Origin of the sequence: Microcoleus sp. S13_C5 (genome assembly GCF_036700845.1) — a bacterium.
Classification (GTDB): domain Bacteria; phylum Cyanobacteriota; class Cyanobacteriia; order Cyanobacteriales; family Microcoleaceae; genus Microcoleus.
Genome location: NZ_JAUBPR010000308.1, coordinates 1 through 1,120, shown reverse-complemented (window position 1 = coordinate 1,120; position 1,120 = coordinate 1). Strand labels below are relative to the sequence as shown.

Genomic DNA, 1,120 nt, shown 5'->3' with positions numbered 1-1,120 from the left:
CAACCCCCATCTAATTAAATTTACCTCTTTTTGTCAATTTTACTCGCTCGCCCAAAAGATCTCAAATGGGTTCTATAAAAAAGTCAAGTTTTCAACAGTGTACCGTTTGGTATCCACCAATGTTGTCACTACAATGATACGCTCAGCTCAGAAGCCACGGCGCTTAATTCGCAAGCATATTTCCCGGACGATGAAACTAGACGGCAATGCCTCGAATTCCTCAAAAGTCATGTGTTGGGACACTGTTGGGGCTTATTACTGACAAGTATGTGAGCGCCAATTTCCAACTTTTTTCCCCGCCCTTAAGTCAGTTTTACGGAGATGATTTTTACGAAAAACAGCATCTGCTCCTTGCTCTTTCACCAAAACTAAATCGACCTAATTACCATAAGCTTGATCTGCCAATATTACATCGTCGGGGACTAAATTTGCATAAATCAAACGGCTCATCACAATCTCACTGCTCGCCTGCGTCTGCTATGCCAGCGGATACCACAGCCAAGCGTAAGCAATGAAAAGAGTACCACTATTTTAGCGAGGGTCCCTCCACACCCAGCTTTTTGATTGCTGTGTTGCGGATACTCGGCTTGATTAGCAGCAGTATCATTCATCAACACTGTTGTCCCATCTAGTACCCGCACCCGTCGTCCACACCATTGTTGTTCGATGGGAACTTGCTTTTCTCTCTTCCTCTGCGACTTTGGGTACTAACTGTTGAACGAGTTTTTCGGGTAGTCGCTTACGAGCTTTACTGTATGCCCCGGTATCAGAAGAAGGAGGCTTGACTCCGGCCGCACTCAGCCACGTACTCATCCGCTTCACGGCTTGACTCAAACTTTTGTCGGGATCGAGTACCTGGGATATCATCGGCCACAAGGTGACTATCGGTGTGTAGATGCTTTGGTAGTAGGTGATCTTCTCATTCGCGAGAAGCTCCTGGACTAACGAATCTGGCAGCAGCTTTTCCTAAGGTGAGGCAACGCTTTGCAAAAATTGTTGTTTGAGAATGCACGCACGATTGGGCATAATGGAGAGAGATATTTGGTTCTTCTGGGTTTTTGGTGAAAACCGTATAATGAGATACCACTACTTGATTTCTACCCTATGGATATTCATCTGG

Annotated in this window: 1 protein-coding gene; it reads right to left on the bottom strand. The window is 45.4% G+C overall.

Annotated elements, in window-relative coordinates:
* Window positions 1–603 precede the first annotated feature (603 nt).
* The gene (locus QUA04_RS29785; RefSeq protein WP_333264439.1) at window positions 604–867 is read right to left on the bottom strand and encodes a hypothetical protein; all 264 of its coding nucleotides are present in this window, start codon (window positions 865–867) and stop codon (window positions 604–606) included.
* Window positions 868–1,120 lie beyond the last annotated feature (253 nt).